General features: G+C 65.1%; 20 protein-coding genes. 8 read left to right on the top strand and 12 right to left on the bottom strand.

Annotation, left to right across the window (positions count from 1 at the left end; genetic code table 11):
• Positions 1 to 25: 25 nt before the first annotated feature.
• Positions 26 to 823: an NAD(P)H-hydrate epimerase gene (locus J8F10_RS37775; RefSeq protein ID WP_210663581.1), complete on the top strand. Its 798-nt coding sequence runs from the start codon at positions 26 to 28 to the stop codon at positions 821 to 823.
• Positions 824 to 1,010: 187 nt separating this feature from the next.
• Positions 1,011 to 2,030: a DNA polymerase III subunit delta gene (holA, locus tag J8F10_RS37770; RefSeq protein ID WP_210663579.1), complete on the top strand. Its 1,020-nt coding sequence runs from the start codon at positions 1,011 to 1,013 to the stop codon at positions 2,028 to 2,030.
• 309 nt (positions 2,031 to 2,339) lie between these two features.
• On the opposite strand, the gene J8F10_RS37765 is transcribed toward holA, so the two are convergent.
• Complete coding sequence (locus tag J8F10_RS37765; RefSeq protein ID WP_210663576.1) at positions 2,340 to 2,669, bottom strand: tRNA-binding protein; 330 nt, start codon at positions 2,667 to 2,669, stop codon at positions 2,340 to 2,342.
• Between the two features lie 178 nt (positions 2,670 to 2,847).
• Between J8F10_RS37765 and J8F10_RS37760 the strand changes: the two genes are divergently transcribed.
• On the top strand, positions 2,848 to 3,882 hold the full coding sequence (locus tag J8F10_RS37760) for an aldo/keto reductase (RefSeq protein WP_210663574.1): 1,035 nt from the start codon (positions 2,848 to 2,850) through the stop codon (positions 3,880 to 3,882).
• 40 nt (positions 3,883 to 3,922) lie between these two features.
• Here the strand turns inward: J8F10_RS37760 and J8F10_RS37755 are convergent, their stop codons facing one another.
• The 3 genes from J8F10_RS37755 to J8F10_RS37745 form a co-directional block, all read right to left on the bottom strand.
• Positions 3,923 to 4,675, bottom strand: a complete 753-nt coding sequence (locus J8F10_RS37755) for a succinate dehydrogenase/fumarate reductase iron-sulfur subunit (RefSeq protein ID WP_210663572.1) — start codon at positions 4,673 to 4,675, stop codon at positions 3,923 to 3,925.
• 62 nt (positions 4,676 to 4,737) lie between these two features.
• Positions 4,738 to 5,163: a diacylglycerol kinase gene (locus J8F10_RS37750; RefSeq protein WP_210663570.1), complete on the bottom strand. Its 426-nt coding sequence runs from the start codon at positions 5,161 to 5,163 to the stop codon at positions 4,738 to 4,740.
• A 60-nt stretch (positions 5,164 to 5,223) separates the two neighbouring features.
• On the bottom strand, positions 5,224 to 7,968 hold the full coding sequence (locus J8F10_RS37745) for a hypothetical protein (protein ID WP_210663568.1): 2,745 nt from the start codon (positions 7,966 to 7,968) through the stop codon (positions 5,224 to 5,226).
• Between the two features lie 218 nt (positions 7,969 to 8,186).
• Here J8F10_RS37745 and J8F10_RS37740 point away from each other — a divergent pair, with 218 nt between their 5' ends.
• The 5 genes from J8F10_RS37740 (at position 8,187) to J8F10_RS37720 (ending at position 13,535) form a co-directional block, all read left to right on the top strand.
• Positions 8,187 to 9,617, top strand: a complete 1,431-nt coding sequence (locus tag J8F10_RS37740; protein ID WP_210663566.1) for an MBL fold metallo-hydrolase — start codon at positions 8,187 to 8,189, stop codon at positions 9,615 to 9,617.
• A gap of 91 nt (positions 9,618 to 9,708) precedes the next feature.
• On the top strand, positions 9,709 to 10,311 hold the full coding sequence (locus J8F10_RS37735; protein WP_210663564.1) for a TIGR02996 domain-containing protein: 603 nt from the start codon (positions 9,709 to 9,711) through the stop codon (positions 10,309 to 10,311).
• A gap of 22 nt (positions 10,312 to 10,333) precedes the next feature.
• Positions 10,334 to 11,086 carry a TIGR02996 domain-containing protein gene (locus J8F10_RS37730; protein WP_210663562.1) on the top strand — a complete coding sequence of 251 codons (753 nt, stop codon included), beginning with the start codon at positions 10,334 to 10,336 and terminating at the stop codon, positions 11,084 to 11,086.
• Positions 11,087 to 11,201: 115 nt separating this feature from the next.
• The gene (locus J8F10_RS37725) at positions 11,202 to 11,891 is read left to right on the top strand and encodes a TIGR02996 domain-containing protein (protein ID WP_210663560.1); all 690 of its coding nucleotides are present in this window, start codon (positions 11,202 to 11,204) and stop codon (positions 11,889 to 11,891) included.
• 51 nt (positions 11,892 to 11,942) lie between these two features.
• Positions 11,943 to 13,535 (top strand): methionine--tRNA ligase, encoded by a 1,593-nt coding sequence (locus tag J8F10_RS37720; RefSeq protein WP_246524798.1) that lies wholly within the window; start codon positions 11,943 to 11,945, stop codon positions 13,533 to 13,535.
• Between the two features lie 202 nt (positions 13,536 to 13,737).
• Here J8F10_RS37720 and J8F10_RS37715 read toward each other — a convergent pair whose 3' ends face one another.
• The 8 genes from J8F10_RS37715 to J8F10_RS37680 form a co-directional block, all read right to left on the bottom strand.
• On the bottom strand, positions 13,738 to 14,319 hold the full coding sequence (locus J8F10_RS37715) for a DJ-1/PfpI family protein (RefSeq protein WP_210663557.1): 582 nt from the start codon (positions 14,317 to 14,319) through the stop codon (positions 13,738 to 13,740).
• A gap of 23 nt (positions 14,320 to 14,342) precedes the next feature.
• Entirely contained in the window at positions 14,343 to 14,690 is a 348-nt protein-coding gene (locus J8F10_RS37710; RefSeq protein ID WP_210663555.1) for a hypothetical protein, read from the bottom strand.
• A 19-nt stretch (positions 14,691 to 14,709) separates the two neighbouring features.
• A complete protein-coding gene (locus J8F10_RS37705; RefSeq protein WP_210663553.1) occupies positions 14,710 to 17,241 on the bottom strand; it encodes a YidC/Oxa1 family insertase periplasmic-domain containing protein in 2,532 nt (843 codons plus the stop codon).
• A 195-nt stretch (positions 17,242 to 17,436) separates the two neighbouring features.
• On the bottom strand, positions 17,437 to 18,183 hold the full coding sequence (locus J8F10_RS37700; RefSeq protein ID WP_210663551.1) for a metallophosphoesterase family protein: 747 nt from the start codon (positions 18,181 to 18,183) through the stop codon (positions 17,437 to 17,439).
• Positions 18,184 to 18,328: 145 nt separating this feature from the next.
• The gene (locus J8F10_RS37695) at positions 18,329 to 19,258 is read right to left on the bottom strand and encodes a dihydrodipicolinate synthase family protein (protein WP_210663549.1); all 930 of its coding nucleotides are present in this window, start codon (positions 19,256 to 19,258) and stop codon (positions 18,329 to 18,331) included.
• Positions 19,259 to 19,396: 138 nt separating this feature from the next.
• The gene (locus J8F10_RS37690; RefSeq protein ID WP_210663547.1) at positions 19,397 to 20,965 is read right to left on the bottom strand and encodes a GH3 family domain-containing protein; all 1,569 of its coding nucleotides are present in this window, start codon (positions 20,963 to 20,965) and stop codon (positions 19,397 to 19,399) included.
• Between the two features lie 115 nt (positions 20,966 to 21,080).
• The gene (locus J8F10_RS37685) at positions 21,081 to 21,806 is read right to left on the bottom strand and encodes a class I SAM-dependent methyltransferase (RefSeq protein ID WP_246524796.1); all 726 of its coding nucleotides are present in this window, start codon (positions 21,804 to 21,806) and stop codon (positions 21,081 to 21,083) included.
• Positions 21,806 to 22,651 carry an alpha/beta fold hydrolase gene (locus J8F10_RS37680; RefSeq protein WP_210663545.1) on the bottom strand — a complete coding sequence of 282 codons (846 nt, stop codon included), beginning with the start codon at positions 22,649 to 22,651 and terminating at the stop codon, positions 21,806 to 21,808. Before J8F10_RS37680 ends, J8F10_RS37685 begins: the two co-directional genes overlap by 1 nt.
• Between the last annotated feature and the right edge of the window lie 27 nt (positions 22,652 to 22,678).

The following is a 22,678-nucleotide window of genomic DNA, read 5'->3' as shown; positions in this document are numbered from 1 at the left end:
GTCGCTTTCTGCCAGATCACTCTTCGTGACCCGCACTTTTCTAAAAAGAAAGGGAGCAAGACGGGGAAGGGGAGGAGCCATGTTCACGCTGTCGCGAGACGAAGTACGCGAGCTGGATCGCCGGGCCATCAACGAGTTCGGCGTTCCGGGCGTGGTGCTCATGGAGAACGCTGGGCGCGGGTGCGCTGAACTTCTCATGCGCCTGAACCCGGAGCGCAAGCCGGTCGTGATTCTGTGCGGACCGGGGAACAACGGCGGCGACGGCTTCGTCATCGCGCGACACCTGGATAACCACGGCTGGCCAGTGGAGGTGTGGGTATTTGCCGACCTTCAGAACGACCTTACTCCCGTGCTGTCCCCAGACGCGGCCGTGAACTTCGCAATTCTTCGGCAAACTCACCGGGGAAACGCTCACGCCCGTCTGGTTCGCCTGGCACACCCACGTTCTTGGGGCACGCATCCACAGCTCCGGGATTATCTCTTCGATGAGTTGAAGACACCGGCGTGGGTTGTTGACGCGCTCTTTGGTACGGGATTGAGCCGTGCGCTCGCTACTCCTTACGACGAAGTAGTGGCTCAGGTGAACGCATCGCGCAACCCGGTGCTTGCGATCGATATTCCCTCCGGTCTCGATTGTGATACGGGCGAACTGCTCGGCCCGACCGTGAAAGCCACCCACACCGCGACCTTCGTGGCCCACAAGCGCGGATTCCTCAACACCGCATCGAAGCCCTGGACCGGCGAAGTTCACGTGATTGACATTGGCGCGCCGCGTGTCCTTGTGGATGAATACAGACGGAAGGCCGGCGAACGGCCGGCGTGAGCCGGCTGGTAGTGGTGTTGGAAGTTGATGTGTTGGTTCGTGGCACAGGCCTCTGGCCTGTGAAGGGGCTCACACAGGCCAGAGGCCTGTGCCACGAACAATAAAACTCTCGGCATCACTTCAACATCACACCGACTGGTACCGCTGCACGGATCGTCACAACGCGCCACGTGAGGGAACGCGATTCATGGAAGCACTGCAATTCCTTGTGGCGAAAGACTCCAAGCGCCAATCGGTGTACGCCCTCGTTGGCGACGAAGATTTCCTCAAGAGGTACGCCCGCGAGCGGATCATTTCTGTCGCGCTCGGGGAGGAAGACCCGTCGTTCGCGGTCAGTGTGTACGCCGGCGACAGGCTCGATTTCTCGACCGTGCGCAACGAACTCGAAACGCTCCCGTTCCTCGCGCCGTGTCGCGTCGTGATCGTGGAGAGTGCCGACAAGTTTGTGACGGACAACCGCCCCGCACTGGAGGCGTACTTCGCCAAACCGAGTCGCGTCGGGGTGCTGATTCTCGACGTCAAGACGTTCCCGGAAAACACCAAACTCGCGAAAGCACTACCGGACGCGGCCAAGATCGCGTGCAAGGCCCCGCCCGCGTACAAGCTCCCGCCGTGGTGCGTCGATTGGGCGAAGACCGCGCACAAGAAAAAGCTCGCGATGAACGCGGCGGAGCTGCTCGTCGAACTCGTCGGTACGTCGATGGGTTTGCTCGATCAGGAAATCGGCAAGCTCGCGAACGCGGTGGGTTCCAAAGCCGGCATTTCGGTCGAAGACGTGGACGCGCTCGTCGGTCGTAGCAAAGCGGCCGATGTGTTCCGCATCATGGACGCGGTCGGCGAGGGCCGGCCGGGGGAGGCCCTGAGCATCCTTCAGGAACTGTTCGCGGAGGGCGAAGACCCGATGGCGGTAATCGGCCCGCTCACGGCGCAGCTCCGCAAGCTCGCAACGGTCGGTCGGCTCCACTTCGTCGAGAAGATCGCGCTCGGCCCCGCGATGGACGCGGCGAACGTGCCGAAGTGGGATAAGGCGCGGATCAGTTGCGAGAAGCAGATGAAGCACCTCGGCGGGCGCCGGCTGTTGAAGCTCCCCGATTGGCTGGTCGAGATCAACTACGGGCTGAAGGGCGGTAACCCGCTCCCAGAGCGCGTGCAGGTCGAGCGCCTGGTCGTCACGCTCGCGCGGCCGCGCGAAGACGCGAAGAGATAGGAAGGGTATTGGGCGCGGAGCCAGGCGCGCGATTTTTGATTTTGGACTTGTGTCCATTAGTGATCGCGTGGTAATATCTCGTGATGTGGGTGAAAGGAGCAAGTTGGGTTGTTGCGACTGATGTGCTTCAACCTACAGCAAAGGAGATTTGCTCGCTCGGGAGTACGGGCCGGTGAAGTGATGAGGATAGGAGGATAGATCGACTAACTTTACGTGACCGGGGCGTTATCTGTAACAACTTGCTATGTCAGCGATTGTGGCGAAACGCTAACAATGGAGGTATCCCAAAATGTTAGCGAATGTTAGCCTTCAAAACATTCGCCCGCCGAGCGGAACGTCGCGGTCGGGCGCGAGTAGCACGACGTTGCCGGCTTCGTCCGGCGCGCCCAACACGAGCACTTCCGAATTGAAGCCGTTGATTTTGCGCGTGCCCAAATTCACCGCGGCCACCACGAGCCGACCGACGAGCGCTTCGGCGGTGTAACGCGCGACGAGTTGGGCGCTCGACTGTTTCACGCCGAGCGCTCCGAAGTCGATCCACAGTTTGAACGCCGGCTTCCGCGCGCCCTCGTTCGGCTCGGCGCGTAAGATGCGGCCGACGCGCACATCAACGAGGGCAAACGCTTCTAGTGGGTCCATGTGGGTTTTGTATTCAAGAAACACTTGTCCGTCGTTGCGCGGTGTGAACAACGCGATACCGATTTCTAATTGATCCCGGCGCTACTGCGAGAATTTCCTGGGGTGTCGTTCGGTGCAGGATTTGCTGCCCAAAAAGTCGGCTCGTCTCGATTCTCGCCTGTCACACCGAGATCCATTCATGCAACGCCGCGAATTCTTCCGTACCGCGGTCGCGACCACGGTCAGTACCCCGCTCGTAAACGGCTCTGCGGAAGGAGCAGTGCCCGCCGGGGCGCTCCCGCGCTTCGACGCCACACAGGAAATTGTGCGCGGCGATATGCGCTACCGGAAACTCGGTAAGACCGGCGTCGAGGTGTCGTGTATCGGGGTCGGCGGGTTCCACATCGGTATCCCGGCGGACGAGGCCGACAGCATCAGGATCATTCGCACCGCGCTCGACGCGGGCATGAACTTCCTCGACAACTGCTGGGACTATCACGACGGGTTGAGTGAACTGCGCATGGGCAAGGCGCTCCAGGACGGCTACCGGAAGAAAGCGTTCCTGATGACGAAGATCGACGGGCGCACGAAAGCCGCGGCCGCGAAGCAGATCGACCAGTGCCTGTTGCGGCTGCGCACCGACGTGATCGACCTGATCCAGCACCATGAAATGCTCCGCATGGAGGACGCGGACCGCATCTTCGGCGAACACGGGGCACAGGAGGCGGTCGAAGGCGCGCGCAAGGCGGGGAAGGTGCGGTTTGTGGGCTTCACCGGGCACAAGGACCCCCTCGCGCACCTGCGCACGCTCGAAGTGGCGAAGGAGAACGGGTTCCGCTTCGACACGGTACAAATGCCGCTGAACGTCCTTGATGCGCACTTCCGCAGCTTCGCCCGCAACGTGCTCCCCGTTCTGGTGAAGGAGCAAATCGGCGTGCTCGGCATGAAGCCGATGGCCAGCGGCGCGATTCTGGAGAGCAAGGCCGCGACCGCTGTCGAGTGCCTCCACTACGCGCTCACGCTGCCGACCTCCGTGGTCATTACCGGCATGGAAACGATGGACCGGCTGAAACAAGCCCTCGACGTGGTAAAGAACTTCAAGCCGCTGCCCGAGGGAGAGGTTACTGCGCTGCTCGCGAAAACGGAGAAGGCGGCGGCGAAGGGTAAGCACGAGCGGTTCAAGACGAGCACGGAGTTCGACGGCACCGCCAAGCACCCCGAATGGATGGGTTGAGGCTCGGCGGGCGAGTGAACCACCCGCGAGCGGCTGAATCTTACTTCACCACAGCACTCACGGTACTGGCGATGAAGTCGCGGTTGAGCTGCGCGATGTGTTCGACGCTGATGTCCTTCGGGCACGCGGCCTCGCACTCGTTGATGTTCGTGCAGTGGCCGAAGCCCTCGCGGTCGTGCTGGGACACCATCGCGCGGACCCGGTCGTTGCGCTCGGGTTGGCCCTGGGGCATCTGCGCCAAGTGACTGACCTTCGCGCTGAGGAACAGCATGGCCGAGGCGTTCGGGCACGCGGCCACACACGCCCCGCACCCGATGCACGCCGCGGCGTCCATCGCACGGTCCTGGTCCTTCTTCGCGATGGGCAGGGAGTTGCCGTCCGGCGCCCCGCCGGTGTTCACGCTAACGAACCCGCTCCGCTGAATGATGCGGTCGAACGCCGAACGGTCGCACACCAGATCCTTCACCACCGGGAACGGCCCGGCGCGCCACGGCTCGATGTACAGTTCCGCGCCGTCGGCGAAGCTGCGCATGTGCAACTGGCACGTCGTCGTACCCTTTTCCGGGCCGTGCGCGAGCCCGTTAATCATCATGTTGCAACTGCCGCAGATCCCCTCGCGGCAGTCGTGGTCGAACGCGACCGGTTCCTCGCCCTTGCGGATCAACTGCTCGTTGAGCGTGTCCATCATTTCGAGGAACGACATGTCCGGGCTCACGCCGTCGAGGGCGTAAGTCACCATTTGGCCCGCGACCGTGCGCGATTTCTGCCGCCAGACGTGGAGCGTGAGTTTCATCGTCGGTCCCGTGGGGTGGTCTCGGGACCATTTTACGCGCGGACGCGCGCGGCGTCTCGCGGTTACGCCGGCAACCAGTGGAACAGCACCAGGATTTTGTGGCCGAAGATGACGGCCCCGATGGTCGCCGAGGTCAGGCCGGCGACCAGCACTGCACCGGCGGCAATGTCCAAGCACCCGTACACGCGGTCGCGGGCCTCCTGTTCCAACCCGCGGAACAGCGTCTCGATGGAGCTGTTGAACAGCTCTGCGGTCACGACCAGGCCGATACAGCCGAGCACGAGACACCACTCCTGCCGGTCGCACTCGAGCACGACGGCGGCCGCGAGCGCGACGACCGCGCAGAAGAAGTGGACGGAGAAACTGGAGTGCCCGCGGACCCCGCGCTTCACCCCGCGGACCGCCTCGCGGAACTTGTCGCGCCACAAGCGCGGCTTCTTGCGCGGGGGCCGGTCGTCGTTGGGCGCGCACCACACTTCCGCGGGCATGGGATACCTCATCGTGTGGCCACCTTTTAATACCGGCGCGCACCGGCGGGTTCGCGTTCCTTACCGCCGACCGCTGAACTGCTGGTTGCTAACCGGTGTGCCCGCGAACCGCCCGCCCAGTGCCGAGGCGAGGTTCGGCACCACGAGGAACTGGAACCCGAAGTTGTTCACGAAGGCGTTGTAGGTGAACCCGAGGGACACCGTCAGGTCGGCGCCCGTGCGCGTCAGGGTGAACGAGTTCGAGAGCGCCTGTTGGAGCCCGAAGTCGTAGCTCGCGCCCAGGTTCATGTAGTACCGCGGGCTCATCTGGTAGCCCATCGAGAGCACCACCGCCTTGCTGTTGATCGGGTCCGTTTGGCGGTACCCCAGGTACACGTTGGTGCGGTCCGTGCGGTTCACGTACATGCCCGCGTTCCAGTACCGGCTCCCGCCCTCGTAGGGCTCGAACCACCCGTTCGACACCACCGAGGTGCGGTCCCCGAGGTTCCACACCGTGCCGTACTCGAGGAACGAGAACTGGTGCCCGAAGTTGTCGCGCTTGGCGTCCGGGAAGTACGACGCGGACACGTCGAACGTGAGGAAGTCCACCGTGTGCTCCATCCCCGGGTACCCGCGCTTCGTCTGGAACCGCTGCCGGGCGTCCACCTGGAGCACGTTCATGTTGTCGAGCGTGTCCGTGCGGCTCTCCACCAGGCGCCGGATCGCGTACTGCTGCGGGTCGAACACCGGCGAGTTCATGAGCGCCAGCCCGTCCGGTCCCGGCAGGACCTGTGACTGGATCGGTCGGAGGTTGCGGTACGACTGGTCCACCGCGTCGTCGTTGAGCCGGTCGAGCATCGGGAACCGCGTGTACGGCTCGTTCGAGCGGGCGTACAGGTAGTTGGCCCCGAAGACGATTTTGTGGTTCAGCCCGCGCAGGTTCAGCAGCTCGCTGCTCACGTCGCCGTAGAGCCGGGAGAACGGCAGGCTCGCGCGCGTGCCCCCACCGCCGTACACGCGGCCGATCTCGTTACCGTTAACGTCGCTGGTGTACTCGGTGAGGTCGAGGACGCCGTAGGGGGCGAGTTTCACCGGGCCGAGGGCGAACGGGACGCTCAGCTCCTGCCACAGGTCGAACCGGCCGGTGTCGACGCGCCGGTCCGTGGGGAGCAGCGCGAACGGGGCCGCTTCCGTGGGGCGCGCCTGGGCGTAACCCGCGCTCGCCCGCGCGCTGTACACGAATAGGTCGTCCAGGAACGTCTGCCCCAGCAGGTGGCCGTCGACCCGCGGGAGCCAGTTCGTCTCGCTCACCCACTGGCGGTTGAGCCGGTCCTGGAGCAGCGCAGTCGCGCCGTAGTTCTGCCGCTGCCACGTCAGGTACGCGAACGTTTCCTGGTTCGGACCCATGTCGAATTCGTTCTTGTAGTACTGCTCCAGGAAGTTCTTGTCGCTCAGGTACGCGAACTGCCCCTGGAAGTACATCCCCTCCATCACTTCCTGCTGGTGCCGCCACAGGGCGCGCCCGCGGAACGACGGCTGCGTCGGCTCGATCCCGCGCGGGCCGCCGAGGATGTCCAGCCCGTCGTCCTGGATGCCGTACAGTTTGATGAGGCCGGCGACCGGGTACTCGCCCGGTTCCGTGGACGGGATGCGGTACGTGTAGTCGGTGCCGCCCGCCGGACCGCGCCGGCTCAGGTAGTCCAGGTTGAGGCGCCAGTTGTGGCCCGGAGGCGCGCGCAGCGCGAGCAACTCGTAGATGTCGAAGGACGAATAGAACTGCGTCCCGAAGATGCGGTTCTGGCTGAACCCGAGCCCGGTGACCGGGCCGAGCGGGTCGGTCGCGTCGAACCGCATCTTGGGCAGGTAGAACACCGGGACGCCCCCGAGCCGGGTGACCACGTTCGTGCCCGTGACGATCTGCTCCAGCCCCTCCACCGGCTCGCCGGTCCGGGTGTCGCGGTACGGGATGCCGAAAATGTTCCGCCGGACCAGGCGCCGCTGGCTCAGCGTGAAGCGCTCCGAATCGAGCCGCAGCCCGGGGTCGCTGGGCAACTTGCTCGCGTTCGAGGAGCCGGTCAGGATCTCCCAGTTCTCCAGGTCCAGCCGGCGCACCTCCTCGCCCCTCAAGTGGAAGGCGTCGGGGACGCTCGGGAGCGCCATTTCGAGATCGGCCCGGAGCGCGATCGCGCGGTTCTGCGTGGCGTCGTAGTACACCTGGGCGGCCCGGAGCGTCCGCGTGATGGGCGCCTTGCCCTTGCCCCCCTGGGTCGTGCGGACGATGACGTTACCCGACAGGTAAACTTCGACCTCGGTCCTGCCGTCCCCGGCGGTGACGAACCCGTCCTTCTCGTCCTGTGTTTTGTTCCGGACCCACATCACCGCTTCGTCGGTCGCGAACTCGGTCGTCTGGTCCCCGTCTTCCCCGGAGACGTTGATGATGATCCCGCCGGTGAACAGGATGCGCTCGGTGCCGTCGGCCAGCTTGACCGAGTCCTGGGTGTAGGTGGTCGTCGCGTACCGCGGCAAGTATTTGACGTTTCGCTTCTTCGATTGCGGGGTGGGGATCACCGTGCCGCTGGGGAGCGGGTCCGGTTCGTAGGGGGAACCGGCGTCGCGGGGCGGCTGGTACGCGGTGCGCGGGGGCACCGGCTGGACCGGCGCCATGAGCCCGTCGGTGGGCAACGAAAACGTGCCCGACGCCGGGTCGTCGGGCAGCCGCACCGTGGGGCGCGCGGACGGAAACGGCTGGGCGCGGGTCGCCGGTGCGCTTACCAGGAGCGCGGAGACCACCAGCCCGGCCCAAATTATCGCTCGCCCGCTGAACACGCGGTGTCCCTTCAATCGGCGCGCGGCGGAATGAGTGTCCCACCGCGCGAAGCGGTCACGCCGAAACGGTTCGTCTGCACTGAAGGGCGGGACTATAAGCCGGGCGCCGGGCGAATCAAGGCTGACTGCGCGGCGCGCGGGCGCGGCCCGGCGGGCGCCCGCAACCTCACACCGCGCATCGGGTTTGTGCTTGTCGCCCCGCGGGTTAGAATGGGTGAATGAAACCCACAAATACACCCGCGCCGGGCGCCAGCGATCCCACGCTCACGTTCTGGGGGGCGGCCGGCGGCGTCACCGGATCGATGCACCTCATCGAAACCGGGAACCACAAGATCCTGCTCGATTGCGGCTTGCACCAGGGGCGGCGCGAAGAAGCGCGCCAGCGGAACGGGCACTTCCCGTTCCACCCCACGCAGATCGACGCGGTCATCGTCAGCCACGCCCACATCGACCACTGCGGTAATTTGCCCACGCTCATCCGCCAGGGGTTCGACGGCCCCATTTATTGCACCCCGCCGACGCGCGACCTGCTCCGGGTCATGCTCGCGGACTCCGCGAAGATCCAGGAAGAGGACGCGGCCCACATCAACATCGCCCGCAACTACGCGGAGCCGTGGGTCCAGCCGCTGTACACGGTCAACGACGTGGAAAAGGTGTTCGGCCGGCTCGTTTCGGTGCCCTACGCGCGCGACACCGACGTCACGAAAACCGTGCGCTTCCGGTTCATCGAGGCGGGGCACGTCCTCGGCTCCGCGATGGTCCACGTCAACGTCGCGGCCCCCGACCGCGATCGGACCCTCACGTTCAGCGGGGATATGGGGCGCAGGGGGTTGCCCATCTTGAAGCCGACCGGCACGATTCCGCCGGCCGACGTGCTGGTGTGCGAGAGCACTTACGGCAACCGCACGCACCGCTCGTTCGCGGACACGGTGGAGCGCCTCTACGCCGCGATCCGCGAGACCGTGGACCGCGGCGGGAAGGTGCTCATCCCGGCGTTCAGCCTGGGGCGCACGCAGCTCATCATCCACATCCTGCAGCAGGGGTTGCGCGAGCGGAAGATCCCCGAGATCCCGGTCTTCGTGGACAGCCCGCTCGCTTCGGAGGTCGCCGGGGTGTACCGCGCGCACCCGAACAGCCTGTCCGACGAAATCGCGCAGGCGCTCCGCGAGGGACACGGGCTGCTCGGCGGAGACGGCGTGACTTACGTGCGCGACTTCGAGCAGAGCACGCTGCTGGCCACGCGCCCGGGGTCGAGCGTCATCATCGCGTCGAGCGGCATGTGCGACGCGGGGCGCATTCAGCAGCACCTGAAGCAACTCGTGGACGACCCGCGCGGCACCATCATCCTCGTGAGCTACCAGGCGTCCGGTACCGTGGGGCGCAAGCTCCTCGATCCGAAGCCGACGGTGCGGTTCCAGGGGCGCGACTGGAACAAGTGGATCGAAGTGCTCCACCTGGACGGCTTCAGCGGCCACGCGGACAAGAACGACTTCCTCGCGTACCTGCAGCCGCTCGTGGGCAAAGTCGGGAAGGTGCGCCTGATCCACGGTGAGTACGAGCAGGCCGATGCGCTGGCCGGCACGCTCCGCAATCTGGGCTTCGACGACGTGGCCGTTCCCGCACCCGGCGACCGGGTGGCGATCGGGTGAGTGCGGCGCCCGGCGTTACACTTGATGGACCGGGTCCGTTCTCCTCGCCGAAAGGCGAGCCCGAACCGCACCCGGAACCGTTGTTCCCGTTATGACGCCAGACAACCCGTTTTTGACGGCGTTACTCGCCGAGCCGGGGGACGACACGCTCCGGCTCGCGATGGCCGATTGGCTCGACGAAAACGATCGGCCATCGCGCGCCGAGTTCGTTCGGGTTCAGATCGAACTGGCCCGGGGTGTGGCCGATCGCGACCGGCTCCGGTACCTCGAGCGGCGCCAGCGGGACTTGCTCGTCGCCCACGACACCGAGTGGGTCGCGCCACTCGCGAACGTGTTGGGGTGCCGACCGGGGCGGTGGGGCGGGTGGGTGTTCCGCCGCGGGTTCGTCGAATACTTCAATTTGCCCGCTGCGGCCATCAACAAGCACGGCCACAAGCTCGCGAAACTCACACCGATCTGCGAACTGTTCCTGCGGCCCGTGAACGCGGCGGCCGTTGTGGAACTGTGCAAGCGGCCGTGGCTGTCGTCGGTCACGCACCTTTATCTCCACGACCTGCGGGCGACGGACGCGGTCGCCACGGCACTACTCGGGAGCCCGTATTCGGGCCGCCTGCGCGTTCTGCAGTTCGGCGGCAGCGATTTCTCCCCGGCCACCCAGCGGATGTTCTGGTCCCGGTTCCCGGTGACCCCGTGACGCCCCAACATCGGACGACCTGATGAACGACACGGAAGCCGCACTCTTGCGGGCCATCGCCGCGCACCCGGACGAGGACACGCCGCGGCTCGTCTACGCGGACTACCTCGACGAGCAGGGCGGGCCGTCGGGCGCCGCCCGCGCGGAATTCATTCGCCTGCACGTTCGCGCCGACCGGCTCCCGGCCGATCACCCGGACCGAAAGGTCGTGGGGCCGCGCATCGACCAGTTGCTCTCCGCGTGGGACACGGTGTGGCAGTACGAGATGCCGCCGGGGTACAAGGCGCTCGCCCCTCAACGGCGCGGGCTCGCGTACCGCGGGCTCGCCACCGCGTCGCAGATCGAGGGCACCGACGACCCGCGGTTGCACCTGCTCGAATACTTGGAACTGGTGCCCGATGTGTCCGCGCGCCGGCTGGCCGAGATCACAAAGCAGGCCGTCTTCACCCGCGTGAAGACGCTCGTCGTGCGCGGGCACCGGTTGCTCGGGTGGGCCGGAGCTTACGCGCTCGCGGACGGTTCGTACCCGCGGTTGGAGCGCCTAGTGCTCGCGCGGCAAGGGATCGGGAACATCGGGTTGCGCGCGCTGTGCGAGTCGTGGGGCTTTCCCCGCTTGCGCGAACTCGACCTCCGCGACAACGACATTACCGACGACGGCGCGGCCGCGCTGCTCGGATCGGGGCTGCTCATCAAAGTGCGCCGGTTCGACTTGTCGGAGAACTCGATCAGCCGGGAGCTACTGGGCCGTATTCAGAGCGGGCGCTACGGGGCGTAATGATGCGGGTTCCGTTCGCCAGAATTCGGTTCCGGGCACGGGTCCGATCCGTTTAGGAGGGTGTGGTAGAATCCACTTTGAGAGTGGCGCGTGCGGAGAACGCAGGTCGCATCCGATGAACGAAGAAGACGCATTGCTTCGCGCGATCTGTGAGCACCCGGACGAGGACATGCCGCGGTTGGCGTTCGCCGACTGGCTCGACGAGCAGGGCACGGTGAGCGCGGCTTGGGCGGAACTGATTCGCGTGCAAATGGCGCTGGCACGCGGGGCCGGGGACCCGCGCGAACGACTCGTCGCCCGCGAGCGCGAACTCGCGCCGGTCGTCGTCGAGTCGTGGCCGGAACGAATGGGGCTGCCGGTCGGCTTGATGTGGCAGAACTGGACCCGCGGGTTCCCGTTCACACTCGCGGGACCGGGCGAACTTATCCGCGCCGCGCACCCGAGGTTCGCCGGGCGCGTCCCGCTCTGCGAGTTCAACTTCCGCGGTGCGACCGATGCGGACCTACTCGCGCTCGCGACATGGACCGAAGCGCGGCTCGTGCGCAAACTCGGCGTGTGGACCGATACCGAGAGGATTACGGAACGTGCGTTCATAGCGATGGTCGATTGCGAGCACCTCGGTAAGCTGGAACGACTCCGAATGGAACGGGTCCAGCTCACCGAGCGGGCCGCGGTCGCGTTCCTCGATTCGCCGTTCATGGCCGGATTGCTTCACCTCAAACTGCTCGTCGGCGGACTGGGCCACCTCAGCTCCGGCACCCGGGAGCGGCTCCGCGGGCGGTTCGGTGAGTACGACGTGTACTGAACCTGCTCCGCGCCGACCGCGTCTGTAGAAAGGCTACATCGAGCCGTGCAGATGAAGGAGTTGACCGTGACGGACAAACCCCGCTGGTTCCAGACGACCGCAATCGACTACCCGAACAGCCGGCCGCACATCGGTACCGCGTTCGAGAAACTCGGCGCCGACGTGCAGGCCCGGTACCGGCGCATGGAGGGGTTCGACGTCTTCTTCCTGATGGGCAACGACGAGAACACGGTGAAGGTGTCGAAACGCGCCGCCGACCTCAATCAGGACACGCAGGCGTACTGCGACGACATGGCCCGACAGTTCCGCGAGGTGTGGGACGCACTGGACATCAGCTACGACACCTTCGTGCAGACGAGCAGTGAGCGCCACAAACAGTGCTGCCGTAAGTTCATCCAGAAGGTTTACGACAACGGGCACATCTACAAGGGCAGTTACGAGGGCTGGTACTGCGAGGGGTGCGAGGAGTTCAAGAGCGAGAAAGATCACAAGGAGAACAACGGTCTGTGCCCGAACCACCGGACCCCGCTCGCGCGGCGGGCGGAGCCGTGCTACTTCTTCAAACTGTCCACGTTTCAGGATCGGCTACTGAAGCACTACGAGGAGTACCCCGACTTCATTCAACCGGAGAGCCGGAAGAACGAGATCGTCAGCCTTATCAAAACGGAGGGGCTGCGCGACATTCCCATTAGTCGATTGAATCAGACGTGGGGCGTTCGCATCCCGTTCGACCCGGAGTTCACAATTTACGTCTGGTTCGACGCGCTACTCACGTACATCACCGGCATCGGGTACGGTGACGACGAGGCGACGTTCAAGAAGTATTGGCCCTGCGATACGCACTTTATTGGGAAGGATATTACCCGCTTTCACTGCGCCCTCTGGCCCGCGATGCTGTGGGCCGCGGGCGAAGCCGCCCCAAAGAAGGTGTTCGCGCACGGCTTCGTCTACGTCAAGAACGAGGAAGCGGGCACCGTCGAGAAGATCAGCAAATCACTCGGCAACGCCATTGAGCCAATGGAGATCATTCGGCAGTTTAGCGCGGAGGCGTTCCGGTATTTCTTCCTGCGTGAGTGCCCGTACCCGTCGGACGGTGAGTTCGGCTGGGGGCGGTTCGCGGAGGTTTACAACTCCGAGCTGGCGAACAACCTCGGCAACCTGTTCTCCCGCGAGATGACGATCACGTGGAAGAACTTCGGCGGGGTGTTCGACGAGACCGCCGGTCGGGTGCCGGAATCGGTCGTGCCCGGGTTGAACCTGGAGTTGTTCGTTGGGGAAGTGCGCGAGCACATCGAAGCGTGCCGGTACAACCTCGCGCTCCAGAAGATCGTGCAGGATTTCCTCACGCCGACGAACCAGTACCTCGAATCGAACGCCCCCTGGAAGCTTGTGAAGACGGACAAGGACGCGGCCAAGAGAGTGCTGTTCAACGCGGTGCAGTCGCTCCGCATTGCGAGCATCCTGCTGAAGCCGTTCATCCCGAAGAGCGCGGAGACGATCTACACGAGCTTCAACTTCCCGACCCCGTGGGCCGAAGTGAAGTACGCGGACGCGACCGCGCTGACGGCTCAGCCCGATGACCTTCGGGTTACTGCGGAGCTGATCGAAGGTAAAGTGAAGCCGCTGTTCCCGCGGATCGGATAACAAAGATGCACAGGGCGGAAGCCCTGTGCTACGAACGCCGGCCCCTCCGGGGCGGTAAGGCATTGGCCTTCGCCGCCACATCGGGAACGAGATGAAGGTACCGGACTGCGGATGGGTTCGTTGTTTTCGCCCCGGAGGGGCCGGCGTTCGTAGCACAGGGCTTCCGCCCTGTGTTCCTTTCGCGCCCGAATTCGGGCGCGGGTCACATTTCGATCTTGGTCCCGAGCACTTTCAAGAACGCGCGCAACCAAGTGGGGTGAGCCGGCCACGCTGGAGCAGTCACGAGGTTTCCGTCCACGTGCGTGCCGTCGATCGGCACGTCCGCGAGCACGCCGCCGCACAACCCGATGTCTGGACCGACCGCGGGGTAGGCGCTGCACGTCCGGTTTTTTAACACGCCGGCTGCGGCGAGGAGCTGCGGGCCGTGACAGATTGCCGCGACCGGCTTGTTCGCGCTGAAGAAGTGCCGGACCGCGTTCAGCACGTCCGCGTTCAGGCGGAGGTACTCCGGGGCGCGCCCGCCGGGAATCACGAGCGCGTCGTACTTCGTAACGTCGATTTCCGCGAAGGTCGCGTTCAGCGCGAAGTTGTGGCCGGGCTTCTCGGAATACGTTTGGTCGCCCTCGAAGTCGTGGACCGCGGTGCGCACTTTGTCGCCGGCGCGCTTGTCGGGGCAGACCGCGTGGACGGTGTGCCCGACCATCTGGAGCGCCTGGAACGGGACCATCACCTCGTAGTCTTCCACGAAGTCGCCGACCAGCATCAGGATCTGCTTTACGGGCATGGTAAGATTCCGGTTGCAAGAGATCAGAGGTGGCCGAGTCCGACCGTACAGGGTGCGAGCCACGAGAAAACGACGATGGCGACTGCAGCCCCGAAGACGACGCACCCACGACGGCGGAACAGAAAAGCACCAATAGCCGCGTAGCCAATTGAGCCAAAACTGAGAAGCTCCCACAACGCATTCAGCCGGACGCCTTTAGCGTAGGGGGTGTCCGGTCCTGGTACGTGCCCGACGTATTGGAACGTCAACTCGGCCGAGTAATCCCACCGTAAATCCGCGACGTACCCGGTCGCCAGTACCCAGACAACACCACCCACCGCCCACAACCCGAAAGCGAGCCAGACGAACCGCTCTCGGGTCGTGGGGTGCATGGGGCCTCGAGTTACGCACTCACTTCTTGCGCTTCTTCTTGTCGCGGCGCGGGGCGTTCGGTCGGTTGTCCGGGCCGGTTCCTGGCGCGGGCGTCGTACCGTTGGGACGGTTCGGGTCGTTGCGGATCTGGCGCTTCGCCTGCTCGTCGGCCTGCCGCTGCATCTCCTCCATCTTGGCCTGGAGCCTTTCGCGGAGGCGCCCGAGTAGCCCCTTACTCTTCTGTTGTGCTGCGGCCACCGCGTCCGCAGCGGTCGGCGATTTGCCGTTCGGCGAACCGGCCTTGGGGTAGGTGTTCGCGGTCGTGCCGTTGCCGTCGGGGTTGAAGCCGTCGATCTTGGGCTTGGGGATGAACTGGCGCTCGATGATGGCCCACCCGGTGCTCACGATGAAGTACAGCGCCAGACCCGCCGCCACCTTGTAGAAGAACACCGCCATCATCACCATCATCATCTTCATCATCATCCGCTGCTGTTCCGCCTGCGGATCGGTCGAGGTCGGCATCATCTTCGCCTGCTGGTAGAGCATCAGCCCCACGGCCAGGATCGGGAGCAGGTTGAAGTACGGCCCCAGGTAGATGAAGCTGCCGATGTCTTCGGGAGTGCTGATGAACGGGATGTTCTCGCCCCACCAGACGAGCATGTCCGGCGCGGCGAGGTTGTCGATCCACAGGGCCGAGTCGAGCCGGAAGAAGATGCTCTCCTGCAACCCGAAGTAGAGCCCCATCATGATGGGCATTTGTGCCACGAGCAGGAGGCACCCGCCCATCATCGCGAACGGGTTGGCCCCGTGCTGCATCATCAACCGCGTCTTCTCGCGGTTGTAGGAGTGCATGTCGTCCTTGTACTTTTCTTGCAGCTTCTCGAACTCGGGCTGCAGCCGCTTCTGCACTTCCATCATCTTCATGCTCATCGCGGTCTGCTTGCGGCTGGGCATCAGCAGCACGAGGCGCACGCACGCGGTGAGGAGCACGATGGACAGCGCCCAACTTCCGACGGCGCTGTTGATGTAGTAGAGGAACATGTGCATCAGGTTGGTGGTCGTGATGACGAGTTCCGTCCAGTAAATCGAGCTGGCGAACCGACCGATCCACGTGTCGGAGCGGAAGTCGGTGAGCGTGGAGAGGATCAGCTCGTCCTTGTAGCGCTTCACCAAATCCTTGCTCACGGCCGGCTCTGTATTACCCTCCCTGGGCATGAGTTCGAGGAGCCCGACCTTCGAGGGGCCGTTGTAGATCAGGTAGCTGTGGCTGACCTTTTCACCGGGTTTGAGGTCGATCGTCTCGGACGCGGCTCGCACGGTGATGTCATCGAAGTGCGTCAGGTTCGGGTCTTGCTTCTTGTCGAGCGGGATCTCGGTCGTGGCACGGACGTAAGCCCACGGGTTCTTCGCCGGGCCTTCGGCGGTGTCGTCGATGGCGACACCGGACGCGAAGTATTGGTTGGCGACCACCATGTATTTGAAAGTGTTCTCACCGCGTGTGACGATCTCGCCCCCGCGCTTGAGGCCAATGGAAGCCGAGTCCTCGTACTGGCGGCGGGGGGTGTTCTTCGCATCCTTCCATCCCGTGATTGCCACGCGGTATGTGCTGGTGTACCACTCGCCCTCAATGGGCAGCCCGCGCGGACCGGAGAGTTGGTACCGCAACTGCCCCCTGCCCTTCACGGAGCCGGGAACCTCTAACTTCTCGATCTCGACGCGCAGCCCGACGTGGTAGTCCTTTGGTCCGAGTGTGTAGGTCTTCCGCAATTTCACGAAGTACGGCTCGCCGAGTTCCTTCTCGAACACGACCTTGTGATCGCCCTCGTTGGGGCGCTCTTCGGACACAACGGTCCAGTTCGTGGTGCCCAGGAACGGGTCCGGGTTCTTGTCGTCGGGCGTGGGATAGTGGAAGACGGTGTAGCTCGGCTCGGCGAGGCCCGACGGGTCGGCGACCTTACCCGGCACGAGGTCCGGGACGCGGTACTCCTCGCGGAGCTGTTTGGACCGCGTGTACGTCACGCCGGGGACCAGGTACAACGGAACTTTGGTCGGGGTGCCGTTCTCGTCCTTCCGCTTGACCTCGCGCCCGAGGCGGTCGGCTTGCCAGAACTTCGGCAGCACGACCTGCTGCACGCCGCCGCCCTGCGTGGTGAGTAGGAAGTGGTTGTAGAACGTGTCTTTCCCGAGGGCGATGAGCGTGGGGCGGGCGGTGTAATCGAAGATGCCGTTCGTGATCGCTTCGGCCAGAACCCGCGGATCGACCCCACCGAACTTGGGCGCGGCGATCTTCGGCGGTTCCGGGGGCTTGGGCTTCGGGAGTTCGCCCGCGACCACGAGCCCGCCCCCGGCCGCGGTGAGCGACTTCTGCGCGGCCTGCTTCTTTTCGGCGGCCTCCGCGACGATCTTCGCGTCCTCCTCGGCCCGCTTCTTCAGATCCTCAACGAACTTCTCCGCCAGATCTTCCTTCTTGGCGGGTTTCGGAACCCAGTTCTTTTCCGCGTACTGCCAAAGGAAGACGAGTCCCCCGGCGAGGAATATGAAGACAACGACGTTAAGAGCGTTCTTGCGCATGTGTAAAAATCGGTAGGAATCGCGAACGGCCCGGCCGCAGCTATCTTAGAAGTTCTGCACCCGGTTTTCTGTAGCCCGCGCCCGGTATGGTGCGGGGCGCGAACCGGCGCCCGAGAACGACCAACAAACCCGAAGGCCCACGGACGAAACCTCATCCGTGGGCCTTCGGGTTATTCGCGGGTCGCGGCCGGAGCTTTAGCGCCCCTCGCCGAGTCGGTCGCCGAGGAAGTTGTCGAGGTCCGGGATCTCGTAGATCTTGTCGCGGGTCTTCTGCCAGTCGTACTCGACGCGGCGGAACTTGATGACGTCGTTATCGAGCACGACGTAGCACGCGCGCCAGTTGCCGTCCCGGGGTTGGCCCACCGAGCCGACGTTGCAGAGCGTCTTGCGGCCGTCGAGCTTGTGCGCGAAGTCGACCTCTTCCGGACTGAGGAACTGCATGGTCTCGGTGAAGATCCCGGGGACGTGCGTGTGGCCCTGGAAGCAGTACCGGTCGACGAGGGCGAAGATGCGCTCCATCTTGCGCTGGTTGTACACGTCCTCGGGGAACACGTACTCGTTGAGCGGGTTGCGGGCCGAGCCGTGGACGAAGAGGTGCCCGTTCTCGCGGTGGCTCCGGGGGCGCTCCGAGAGGAACTCCCAGCGCTTCTCGCGCGACGGGCGCGGTTCGCTGGGGGACTCCAGTTGCCCGCGGGTCCAGAAGATGGCGCGCTCGGCGGACTGGTTGAACCCGTCCGGGTCGAACATCGCGCCCTGGTCGTGGTTCCCGAGCAAGACGAGCTTGCTGTCCATGACGAGGTCGATGCACTCGCGCGGGTTCGGCCCGTAGCCGACCACGTCGCCGAGGCAGTACACCTCGCGGATGCCCTGCTCTTTGATGTCCGCGAGCACGGCTTGGAGGGCTTCCATATTGCCGTGGATGTCGCTGATAATCGCCTTCACGCCGGAATCTCATGAGCACGCGGGCCGGGCTGTGACCCGTGTTAACTGTAAACTATAGCTCACACTTGCGCCGCGGTAAACAGCGGACCGCGGGGCGATTACGGAAAGCCGGGAAGGGGCGCCGTTAAACTACCGGGACGGCCGTTCACATCCCGGGCGTTCCGAGCAGTTCGGCGAGATCCAGGGCGTCGAGGTCGCGGCGGAAGTTCGCGGCTTGCTCCGCAGTAAAACCCTGGTGCGGCAGGCGCACCGAGCCGAGATCGACGCCCCGCACCCGCATCACTTCTTTCGCGGCCGGTAAGTAGCTGTGGCGCATCAGGAGGGCCACCAGTTCGACCGCGCGATATTGCTCGGCACGGGCGGTGGCGAAGTCGTTCGCGTCCGCCGCGGCGAGCAGCCGGTTAAAGAGCGGAGCGGCGAAGTTGTACCCGCTCCCGACCGCGCCGCGCGCCCCCAGCACGACCGCGGCGAGCAGTTGTTCGTCCATTCCGAACAGCACGTCGAAGCGCCCGTTGTCCGCGCGGAGCATGCGCTGGAGCGTCATCAGGTCCGGGTTGGTGAACTTCACGCCTTTGAGCGTCGGGATGCGGGCGGGCGCTTGTTCGAGGAAATCCGCCATCGGGAACGCGACGCCGGTGAGGACCGGGATGTCGTAAAAGTAGAACGGCGTGTCGGGCGCTGCGGCCGCGAGTTCCGCGCACCACGAAATGAGCACGTCCAGCGACTTCGGCTTGAAGTAGCTCGGCGCAACGGCCGCGATTGCCGCAGCGCCGAGCGCGTTCGCGTGCGCGGCGAGGTGCTTGGCGTCCGCGAGGCAGTTTGCCCCGACGTGAACGACCAACCGCGTCGGGCTGCCCTTTGTAACAGTGGCCCAGCGCGCGGTGAGTGAGAGCCGCTCTTCCAGCGTGAGCGAACTGAACTCCCCGGTGGTGCCGCCGACGAACACGCCGGCGACGCCGTCCCGCGCGAGCAACTCGGCGTGCGGTTCGACCGCGGCGAGGTTCAGTTCGCCGGTCGAATCGAAGGGCGTGAGTACGGCCGGGACCAGCCCAACAAACGGTGTGTGCGGTCGCATGGGTTCCGAGCGCTAAGAGGAAAACGCCGTGTTTTGGTGCGGCCCGCTCGCTCCGCGAACGGTGTCATTGCGCGGGTGTGCGGGGGAACCACCTTACTCTAGCAACCGGCGCCCCAACGCGCCACGGGCGGACCGCGTTTAAACGTACCCGTGCTCCGCGAACCACGTCGCCATGTCCTTTGTCATCGTGCCGCCATTGTCCATGCGCGGCACCTTGTTCTGCCCGCCGTACTTTCCGCGGGCCTTCATCCACTCGTCGAACCCGCCGCGCTTCACGACGCGCACTTCGGGCACCAGCATCGCCAAGTCGCCGACGCGGTGCGGCCCGTAGTCCTCGTTGATGCGCGTAAGCTCCGCATCAATTTCCTTGGCGAAGCGGGCGGTATCGGGGGCGCGGTCCGCGAACTCGATCAGGTACAGGTGGTGCCCCGGTGTGCCGGGCTGCGACGGGAACACCGGGCCGACGTGGAAGTCCAGCGCGCTCACCCCGCAGACGGTCGCGGCGTGGGTGACGGCCTTTTCCACTTCCTCGCTGATGAGGTGCTCGCCGAACGCCGAGAGGAAATACTTCGTGCGCCCGGTGAAGCGGATCAGCGGCGGGTTCCGCTTCTCGAACGCGACCGTGTCGCCCACGAGGTACGACCACACCCCCGCGCACGACGTGATGACCACCGCGTACTGCACCCCGATTTCCACGTTCGCGAGCGTGTGGCGCGTGGGGGACTCCTTGCCCACTTCTTCAAGCGGGATGAACTCGAAGAAGATGTCGTGATCGGGCACGATCCGCAGCAGATTGTACCGCGGGTCTTCGGTCGCGATGAACCCTTCCGAGCACGGGTACACCTCGCAGAACTTCACGAGGTCGCTGCCGATTTCTTTCTTAAACAGGTCGCGGTACGGGTCGAACTTGGTGCCGCCGTGGATCACGAGGCGCAGGTCGGGCCACGCCTCGGCTACCGTCTTCTTGCCGGTCACGTCTTTCAGGCGCGAGAACAGGACGTACATCCACGCGGGTACGCCGCTCAGGGCCGTGATCGGCTCGCGCGCGCTCAGTTCCGCGAACCGCCGGACCTTCTCTTCCCAGTCGGCGATGAGCGTCAGTTCGGCCGGCGGGAACGTGTACGGGCGGAGGAACTCGTACAGCTCCTTCGCCGCGATCCCGCTCAAGTCGCCCGCGAGACTGCCGTCGGCCTGCTTCCGCAAATCGGTGCTGCCGCCGAGAAAAAAGAACTTCCCGGTGAAGAGTTTCGCAGCCGGGTTAACGTGCCGGAACAGCGAGGTGGTGGTGAACGCCGCCTTCTTGTTCGACCGCACCATGTCCCACGATACCGGAATGTACTTGGTCGCGCCGCTCGTCGTGCCGGACGAGAGCGCGTAGTACGGGATCTTGCCCGGCCAGGTGACGTTGTCGAGGTTCGGGTAGGCGTCCTTCCAGTAGGTGTTCCAGAACCACTCGTAGTCGCGCACGGGCACGCGGGCCTGGTAGTCGGCCACCGAGGTGATGCGGGAGAAGTCGTGATCGTGCCCGAACCGGGTGCGCCGGGCCGCGCGGACGAGGCGCTTCAGGGTCGCGTGTTGCACGGCCCCGGCGTCCATCTGGTCGAGCTGAACGGTGCGGTAGTGCGAGTACCGGAGGAGCGCGGCGTCGGCCGCCTTGCGGACGAGCCGGTTGTTCGCGACCGGCGCGAGAAATTTGGTGCTCGGCATGGATCGAGTCCTCGGTCATCGGTCAGTAGTCATTCGCCCCGGGCCGCCCGACATTGGTTCGGGCTTTGCGCGAACCGGGGAACACGACCGGGACCGAGGATCCGCGATCCGAGACTTACGGATTCACCGCGCCCCGGAACCCGCGGCACACGTACACGCCGCCGGGCGGGAGGTTGAACGGGACGAACCGGAACCGCACCGCCTCGAAGTACCGGCGGTAGAGCTTGTAATAGACCAGCGGCATCACGGTGAGCTGGCGGAACGTTCCGCCGGACGCGATGGTGCGCGCGGCCGTCGCCAGGATGCTGTCCCGGACCTCGGCCGGGAACGACGGGAGCGGCAGCCCGGAGAGCACGTGATCGACCTTCGGGATGCCGCGCTCGGCGAGCAACTCGCCGAACTTCGTCGCGTCACCGAGGATCACTTCGACGTTGGGAGAGCCGCGGAACCGCTCACGGAGTCGGCCGCAGAGCGTGGGGTCGAGTTCGATCACCACGAGCCGGGTCTTCGGGCTCGCCAGCCGGACCATTTCGGCCGTGATCGGGCCGGTCCCGGCCCCGAGCTCGACAATGGACCCCGCGGTCGCCCAGTTGATGCCGTCGAGGATCTTGCGGGCCATGAACCGCGAGCTGGGCGCGAACGACGCGATCCGCTTGCCCTGCGTGAGGAACGCCCGCATCATGAGCCACCAGTCCGGCCCCTTGGGGGTGCGGTTGGGGCCGGCCGGCGGGTGCGGGTTGGTCTTCGCGGTGTCCGTCGGACCGGCCGCTGGAGTGTGCAGTGCGGTGGCGGGCGCCACGGGCGAGGTGGCGACCGGTTGCGGCGGCACGGTTGATGGCATTATTTGCTCGCTCGGGTTGGCTTCGCCAGGATGAGTTTGGTCCACGACGGGTGTGCGGTCGGTTCTGTCGAACTGAGGAAGTCTACGACCAGTCGGTTGATCAGCCAGTGCTTCTCGATCTGCGGGGCGTGCCCGCACCGCTCGATCTTGCGGAAGTGGCCGTTGGGCAGCTCGCGGGCCGCTTCCTCGGCCGTGACCGGGCTGCACACCTTGTCCCCGGACGCGGTGACGAGCAGGGTGGGCGCCAGCACGTGCTTCATCTTGTCGCGCACGGTGTGCGCGAGGGTCCCGCGCACCGTGCGGATGAACCCCTTCTGCCACTTGCGGTTCGCGAACTTCGATCGGTAGTACCGCTCGATCTCGCGGTCCACGAGCCGGGGCTTGTGGAACACGCTCTTCACCATCATTTCCGCGTTCCGGCCCACCACGCCGTCCATGATCGGCAACTGCTCCTCGTCCCCCATACCCGACGGGCACAGCAGCACGACGCGGCCGATCATCTCCGGGTAGCGCGCGGCGAACTCGACGGCGACCTTCCCGCCCAGGCTGCTCGCGACCAGGTGGTAGGGCGGCGTCTGCACGAACTGGTCGAGGTAAATGTGGAGCTGGTTCACCAGGTAGTCGACCGTGATCGGCTCCTTGGCCGCGATCAACCGGTGGATGGTCTCGCCCTCGTAGGCGAGGATGTTCGGGGTGTGGACGTCGAAGAACCGCGACCAGAACTTGCGGTTGCGGTACCACGACTCGGCCTGTTCGGCCAACCCGTTGATGAGCACGAGCGGATGCCGGCGGCCGTAGTGTCGCGGCCGGAGCCGGTCGATCAGCCCCTTAATAGGGGAACGCATGGCGAGAGGACTCCGCGCCGCCGGCAG

This window comes from Gemmata palustris (assembly GCF_017939745.1).
Lineage (GTDB): Bacteria > Planctomycetota > Planctomycetia > Gemmatales > Gemmataceae > Gemmata > Gemmata palustris.
Note: the sequence above shows the minus strand (reverse complement) of the source record. Positions and strands in the feature narration are given on the sequence as shown.

Coding starts and splice junctions, on each gene's coding strand:
- J8F10_RS37740 (WP_210663566.1), top strand. CDS start 8,187: ATGAAACCCACAAATACACCCGCGCCGGGCGCCAGCGATCCCACGCTC.
- J8F10_RS37725 (WP_210663560.1), top strand. CDS start 11,202: ATGAACGAAGAAGACGCATTGCTTCGCGCGATCTGTGAGCACCCGGAC.
- J8F10_RS37750 (WP_210663570.1), bottom strand. CDS start 5,163: ATGCCCGCGGAAGTGTGGTGCGCGCCCAACGACGACCGGCCCCCGCGC.
- J8F10_RS37765 (WP_210663576.1), bottom strand. CDS start 2,669: ATGGACCCACTAGAAGCGTTTGCCCTCGTTGATGTGCGCGTCGGCCGC.
- holA (WP_210663579.1), top strand. CDS start 1,011: ATGGAAGCACTGCAATTCCTTGTGGCGAAAGACTCCAAGCGCCAATCG.
- J8F10_RS37720 (WP_246524798.1), top strand. CDS start 11,943: ATGAAGGAGTTGACCGTGACGGACAAACCCCGCTGGTTCCAGACGACC.
- J8F10_RS37705 (WP_210663553.1), bottom strand. CDS start 17,241: ATGCGCAAGAACGCTCTTAACGTCGTTGTCTTCATATTCCTCGCCGGG.
- J8F10_RS37730 (WP_210663562.1), top strand. CDS start 10,334: ATGAACGACACGGAAGCCGCACTCTTGCGGGCCATCGCCGCGCACCCG.
- J8F10_RS37690 (WP_210663547.1), bottom strand. CDS start 20,965: ATGCCGAGCACCAAATTTCTCGCGCCGGTCGCGAACAACCGGCTCGTC.
- J8F10_RS37735 (WP_210663564.1), top strand. CDS start 9,709: ATGACGCCAGACAACCCGTTTTTGACGGCGTTACTCGCCGAGCCGGGG.
- J8F10_RS37685 (WP_246524796.1), bottom strand. CDS start 21,806: ATGCCATCAACCGTGCCGCCGCAACCGGTCGCCACCTCGCCCGTGGCG.
- J8F10_RS37695 (WP_210663549.1), bottom strand. CDS start 19,258: ATGCGACCGCACACACCGTTTGTTGGGCTGGTCCCGGCCGTACTCACG.
- J8F10_RS37680 (WP_210663545.1), bottom strand. CDS start 22,651: ATGCGTTCCCCTATTAAGGGGCTGATCGACCGGCTCCGGCCGCGACAC.
- J8F10_RS37715 (WP_210663557.1), bottom strand. CDS start 14,319: ATGCCCGTAAAGCAGATCCTGATGCTGGTCGGCGACTTCGTGGAAGAC.
- J8F10_RS37710 (WP_210663555.1), bottom strand. CDS start 14,690: ATGCACCCCACGACCCGAGAGCGGTTCGTCTGGCTCGCTTTCGGGTTG.
- J8F10_RS37755 (WP_210663572.1), bottom strand. CDS start 4,675: ATGAAACTCACGCTCCACGTCTGGCGGCAGAAATCGCGCACGGTCGCG.
- J8F10_RS37760 (WP_210663574.1), top strand. CDS start 2,848: ATGCAACGCCGCGAATTCTTCCGTACCGCGGTCGCGACCACGGTCAGT.